Annotated in this window: 5 protein-coding genes; 3 read left to right on the top strand and 2 right to left on the bottom strand. The window is 71.9% G+C overall.

Features of this window, described 5'->3' with window-relative positions; genetic code table 11:
- Window positions 1–150: 150 nt before the first annotated feature.
- On the bottom strand, window positions 151–2,724 hold the full coding sequence (locus ACH34Q_RS32430; RefSeq protein ID WP_395986930.1) for a Tex family protein: 2,574 nt from the start codon (window positions 2,722–2,724) through the stop codon (window positions 151–153).
- A gap of 278 nt (window positions 2,725–3,002) precedes the next feature.
- Between ACH34Q_RS32430 and ACH34Q_RS32425 the strand changes: the two genes are divergently transcribed.
- Together ACH34Q_RS32425 and ACH34Q_RS32420 are read left to right on the top strand one after the other, a co-directional pair.
- Window positions 3,003–4,295, top strand: coding sequence for a sensor histidine kinase (locus ACH34Q_RS32425; protein WP_395986926.1), 1,293 nt, complete (start codon window positions 3,003–3,005; stop codon window positions 4,293–4,295).
- Window positions 4,247–4,891, top strand: a complete 645-nt coding sequence (locus tag ACH34Q_RS32420; RefSeq protein ID WP_395986925.1) for a LuxR C-terminal-related transcriptional regulator — start codon at window positions 4,247–4,249, stop codon at window positions 4,889–4,891. The genes ACH34Q_RS32425 and ACH34Q_RS32420 overlap by 49 nt, the downstream gene beginning before the upstream one ends.
- Window positions 4,892–4,975: 84 nt before the next feature.
- On the opposite strand, the gene ACH34Q_RS32415 is transcribed toward ACH34Q_RS32420, so the two are convergent.
- Window positions 4,976–5,389 (bottom strand): cupin domain-containing protein, encoded by a 414-nt coding sequence (locus ACH34Q_RS32415; protein WP_395986924.1) that lies wholly within the window; start codon window positions 5,387–5,389, stop codon window positions 4,976–4,978.
- A 69-nt stretch (window positions 5,390–5,458) separates the two neighbouring features.
- On the opposite strand from ACH34Q_RS32415, the gene ACH34Q_RS32410 reads away from it, so the two are divergent.
- Complete coding sequence (locus tag ACH34Q_RS32410) at window positions 5,459–5,932, top strand: MarR family winged helix-turn-helix transcriptional regulator (RefSeq protein WP_395986923.1); 474 nt, start codon at window positions 5,459–5,461, stop codon at window positions 5,930–5,932.
- Window positions 5,933–6,051 lie beyond the last annotated feature (119 nt).

Here is a 6,051-nt window from a genome sequence, read left to right as displayed (position 1 = left end):
CACCTCGATCTGCGCACGCTCGGCACTGGTAAGACGACGTCCTGGCACAACAAGATCCTTTCAAAGACCTCGTTGCAACAGACACTAGAGACCACCCATGGCCAGAGGCGAACACGCCACGAGTCAACGGGCTGAGCGGGTGTCGCCGCGCTAGCGGCGCTTGCCCTTCTTGCTGGGCAGGCCCTGGTCGAGGCCCGCGCGGCGCAGCGCGTCGGCCATGGCGCTGTTGCCGCCGCCCGACCCGCCACGATCACTCTGGCCACCACGCCCGGACTGACCGCCGCCGCCCTGACCGCCTCGACCGCCGCCCTGGCCGCCCTGACCGCTGCCCTGGCCGCTTTGGCCACCTCGGCCGCCGCCCTGGGCACCCTGGCCGCTCTGAGCGCCTTGGCCACCGCGACCGGCCTGAGCACCTTGACCGCCACGGCCGCCCTGACCGCCTTGGCCGCTCTGGCCCTGGCCGCCGCGACCGCCCTGGCCGCCGCCGTCCTTGCGCGGCTGGCGGGGACGGGACTCGCCACGGCCGCGCTCGCCGCGCTCGCCGTTGCCGCCGCCCGCCTGGGCCTCCTCGTCCAGGCGCAGCGTCAGCGAGATCCGCTTGCGCGGCAGGTCGACCTCCAGCACCTTGACGCGGACGATGTCGCCGGGCTTGACGACCTCGCGCGGGTCCTCGACGTACTTGTTCGACATCGCCGAGATGTGCACGAGACCGTCCTGATGCACGCCGACGTCCACGAACGCGCCGAACGCCGCGACGTTGGTCACGACGCCCTCCAGGAGCATGCCGGGCTCCAGGTCGGAGAGCTTGTCCACGCCCTCCTTGAAGGTCGCGGTCTTGAACGCCGGACGCGGGTCGCGGCCGGGCTTCTCCAGCTCGGCCAGGATGTCGGTCACGGTCGGCAGCCCGAACGTGTCGTCCACGAACTCGGCCGGCCGCAGCGCGCGCAGCACGCCCGTGTTGCCGATCAGGGTGCGGATGTCGCCGCCGCCCGCCGCGACGATCCGGCGGGCCACCGGGTACGCCTCGGGGTGCACGCTGGAGGCGTCCAGCGGGTCCTCGCCGCCGGGGATGCGCAGGAAGCCCGCGCACTGCTCGAACGCCTTGGGCCCGAGCCGCGGGACCTCCTTGAGCCCGGTCCTGGAGCGGAACGGGCCGTTGGCGTCGCGGTGGGCGACGATGTTCTCCGCCAGTCCCTCGGCGATGCCCGACACGCGGGTCAGCAGGGGCGCGGACGCGGTGTTCACGTCCACGCCGACCGCGTTCACCGCGTCCTCGACGACGGCGTCCAGCGAGCGCGACAGCTTCAGTTCCGACAGGTCGTGCTGGTACTGGCCGACCCCGATGGACTTGGGGTCGATCTTGACCAGCTCGGCCAGCGGGTCCTGCAGCCGGCGGGCGATCGAGACCGCGCCGCGCAGCGAGACGTCCATGCCGGGCAGCTCGCGGGTGGCGTAGGCCGAGGCCGAGTACACCGACGCGCCCGCCTCGGACACCATGATCTTGGTGAGCTCGAGGTCCGGATGGCGCGCGATCAGGTCGGCGGCGAGCTTGTCGGTCTCCCGGGACGCGGTGCCGTTGCCGATGCTGACCAGGTCCACATTGTGCTCACGGGCGAGCTTCGCCAACGTCTCGATCGACTCGTCCCAGCGCCGCCGGGGCTCGTGCGGGAAGATCGTGTCGGTGGCCACCGCCTTGCCGGTGGCGTCCACGATCGCCACCTTGACGCCGGTGCGCAGGCCGGGGTCCAGGCCCATCGTGGTGCGGCTGCCGGCGGGTGCGGCCAGCAGCAGGTCGCGCAGGTTCGCGGCGAACACCCGGACGGCCTCGTCCTCGGCCTCCTGCCGCAGCCGGGTCCGCAGGTCGATGCCGAGGTGCACCAGGATGCGGGTGCGCCAGGCCCAGCGGACCACCTCGGCCAGCCACTTGTCGGCCGGCCGGCCCCGGTCGGCGACGTCGAACCGGCGGGCGATCTCGATCTCGTACGAGCTGCGCGCGCCGGCCTCGGGTTCCTCCTCCGGTTCCAGGTCGAGGTCGAGGACCTCCTCCTTCTCGCCGCGCAGCAGCGCGAGCACGCGGTGCGAGGGCAGCTTGGCGAACGGCTCGGCGAACTCGAAGTAGTCGGAGAACTTCGCCCCCGCCTCCTGCTTGCCCTCCCGCACGCGCGAGACCATCCGGCCCCGGTTCCACATCCGCTCGCGCAGGCCGCCGATCAGGTCGGCGTCCTCGGCGAACCGCTCGATCAGGATCGATCGGGCGCCCTCCAGCGCGGCGGCCGGATCGGCGACGCCCTTGTCGGCGTCGACGTACGGCGTGGCGGCGGCCTGCGGGTCGTGCGAGGGATCGGCCAGCAGCAGCTCGGCCAGCGGCTCCAGCCCGGCCTCGCGGGCGATCTGGGCCTTGGTACGGCGCTTGGGCTTGTACGGCAGGTAGATGTCTTCCAGCCGGGCCTTGGACTCGGCCTCGGTGATCCGGGCGCGCAGCTCGGCGGTGAGCTTGCCCTGGGACTCGATGGACTCCAGGATCGCGGCGCGCCGCTCGTCCAGCTCGCGCAGGTAGCGCAGCCGCTCCTCGAGCGCGCGGAGCTGTTCGTCGTCGAGCGCTCCGGTGGCCTCCTTGCGGTATCGGGCGATGAACGGCACCGTGGCGCCGCCGTCGAGCAGGTCGACGGCGACCCGTACCTGGCCCTCGCGGACGGCGAGTTCCGTCGCGATCCGCTCGGTGATCGGTACGACGGCGTCGCCCTCGGCGGGGCCTGTTGCAGGTGTCTGGCTTGTGGATGCGGTCACGATCTGGATTCGCTTTCTCCCCTGTTGTGTAGCCCCAGCATTGTCCAGGGAACGGGGCCGCTTGTCGCCTCAGCGGCGAACCTGGTGCGTAAAGCCGGGGCCCCACACCCCTCGGGAAGTGGGCCTAGCACCCCTGAGGTCACCGCCGGGCCCGGCCACAATGAGGGGACGGCGGTGCCCTTGCCCGCCGTTCAGGGGAGATCCGGGAGGCACCGATGGTCGATGACGAGCGGGGCGGCGCGTTCGTTCGGGCCGGGCTCCTGACCTGCCTGCGAGGGCTGGTCCAGGTGGTGCTGGCGCAGGCGGTGTGCATCCCGCTGTTCATCCTGCTGGTGCTGTCGATCGCGTTCATCCCGCTCGGTATCGGGATCCTGCTGGTGCCCGTCGTCGTCCAGGCCATGCGCGCGCTGACCAACACGCAGCGCCTGTGGGCGGCCGAGTGGTCGGGCGTGCCGATCCCCGTTCCGTACCGGCCGGAGCCGGCCGGAGGCGGCCCGTTCCGCCGGCTGTGGTGGCTGCTCAGCGACCCGGCGACGTGGCGCGACCTGCTGTGGACGCTGGTGAACATCCCGGTCGGGCTGCTCCTGGGCCTGCTGCCCGCCGCTCTCTTCGTGTACGGGCTCGAGGGCATCTTCCTCGCGCCCTGGCTCGGCCAGATCACCTTCTACGGCTGGGGCCCGTTCTGGCCACTGGAGGCCTGGGGCCCGATCGGCATCGTGGCGCCGATGGTGCTCGGCGCGGCGCTCACGGCGGTCTCGTTCCCGGTCGGGGCGAGGATCCTCAAGGGGCACGCGCTGTTCTCCCGGACGCTCCTGGCCCCCGCCCGTACGGCACTGGCCGAGCGCGTTCGGGAGCTGACCGAGACCCGTTCGGAGACCGTGGACGCCTCGGCGGCCGAGCTGCGCCGCATCGAGCGGGACCTGCACGACGGGGCGCAGGCGCGGCTGGTGGCGCTCAGCATGAACATCGGGCTGGCCGAGGAGCTGATGAAGCACGATCCGAAGGCGGCGAGCGAGCTGCTGGCGGAGGCGCGCGAGGCCGGCGGGAAGGCGCTCACCGAGCTGCGCGACCTGGTCCGCGGCATCCATCCGCCGGTGCTGGCCGAACGGGGAGTAGACGGCGCCGTACGAGCACTGGCCCTGTCGGTGCCGCTGCCGGTGGACGTGCGGATCGATCTGCCGGGACGGCCGAGTGCCCCGGTGGAGTCGGCGGCGTACTTCGCGGTCGCCGAGATGCTGGCCAACATCGTCAAGCACAGCGGCTCGGGGCGGGCGTGGATCCAGATCGAGTACTCCGCCGGCCGGCTGGTGATGATGGTGGGCGATGACGGGGTGGGCGGCGCGGACCCGTCCCGGGGCAGCGGCATGCGCGGGATCGAGCGCAGGCTGGCCGCGTTCGATGGGACGATGGCGGTCACGAGCCCGCAGGGCGGGCCCACCATCGTGACCATGGAGCTGCCGTGCGCGTTGTCATCGCCGAGGACCTCGCCCTCCTCCGGGACGGGTTGATCCGCCTCCTGGAGGCGTTCAGGTTCGAGGTGGTCGAGGCGGTCGACAACGGGCCCTCGCTGCTGCGCGCGCTGACCACGCACCGTCCCGACGTGGCGGTGGTGGACGTACGGCTGCCGCCCACGTTCACCGACGAGGGGCTCAAGGCGGCGCTCGAGGCCCGCAAGGAGATCCCCGGGCTGCCGGTGCTGGTGCTCTCCCAGCATGTCGAGCAGCTGTACGCGCGGGAGCTGCTGTCCGACAGCACCGGCGGGATCGGCTACCTGCTCAAGGACCGGGTGTCGGAGGTCGGGCAGTTCGTGGACGCGGTACGGCGGGTGGCCGCCGGCGGTACCGCGCTCGATCCGGACGTGGTCGCCCAGCTGCTCACCCGGCACGCCCGCGAGGAGCCGCTGCAGTCGCTGACCCCCCGCGAGCGCGAGGTGCTCGGGCTGATGGCCGAGGGCCGTTCCAACGCGGCGATCGCGGCCGCGCTGTTCGTGACCGAGAAGGCCATCAGCAAGCACACCAACAACATCTTCGGCAAGCTCGGCCTGCCGCCGTCCGGGGACGACAACCGGCGGGTGCTCGCCGTGCTCGCCTACCTGGGCACCTGACGGCACGCCTTCCCGTTGACTTGTGGCGTGTTCGCCTCTGGCGCCGCCCGTGGAGGCGAACACGCCACGAGTCGACGGGAGCGGTCAGCGGATCCATGGGGGGACGAGGCGCTCGTCGCCCTTGGGCGCGATGTCGCACGGGTCGTCCGCGGCGCCTTCGGGGTTGTAGACCCGGCTGCCGCCCGGCGCGGTGACGACGGCGACGAAGCCGCCCTCGGCGCCGGTGGTCACCTGGCGGGGCACTCCGGCGGGCATGACGACGGTGTCGCCCGGCCCGACGGTGAGGCCGCGCCCGCCGAGGTCGATGGTCGCGCCGCCGTCCAGGCAGCTCCACACCTGCTCGGTGTCGAAGGTGTGCAGCGGCCCGGTGCGTCCGGGCAGCATGTCCACGCGCCAGACGGCCGTCCCGGCATCTCCCTGGGTGGGCGAGGCCAGCGTGGTCATGACCCCGTTGGGCGTCTCGGTACGGCGGCAGTCGGCATGGCGGATCAGTGTCATCGTCATTCCTTCGCTAAGATGGTCAACGTGGTTGTCGATATGGCCCAATAGTCAATGAGGTTGTCTTTAATGTCAAGCGAACCCGGCATGGGCTTCGAACTGCCGCTGCGGATGCTGATGGTGTTCCGTGCGGCGATCGACGAGGTGCACGCCGAACTGGCCCAGGCCGGGCACCCCGACCTGCGGCCGATGCACGGCTTCGTGTTCCAGGCGATCGGGCCGGACGGCACGACCGCCGCCGAACTCGGCCAGCGCCTGGGCGTCTCCAAGCAGGCCGCCGGCAAGACGGTCGAGTCGCTGGAACGGATGGGGTACGTGGAGCGCGGCTCCGATCCCCGGGACGCCCGCCGCAAGATCGTCCGGCTCACCGCGCGCGGTACCGACTCGCTGGCCCGCTCGGGCGCCGCGTTCGACCGGATCAGGGCCCGCTGGGCCGACGACCTGGGCCCGGAACGGCTGCGGGCACTCGAAGAGGACCTGCGCAGCATCACCCCCGAGGACTTCTTCCGGCTGGACGTGCCGGGCTGGTTCGGCGGCGCCTGAGGAGCACCTGAGGAGCGCCTGAGGAGCGGCGGGGGACGACCGGGAGAACGACCGGGGAACGGCACCCGATGGGGTCTTGCCAACTCCTCTAATTATTAGGAAACTTTCCTAAGAGCGGG

The organism is Actinomadura sp. 9N407 (genome assembly GCF_044326315.1).
GTDB lineage: Bacteria > Actinomycetota > Actinomycetes > Streptosporangiales > Streptosporangiaceae > Spirillospora.
This window is presented reverse-complemented; position numbering and strand designations above follow the sequence as displayed.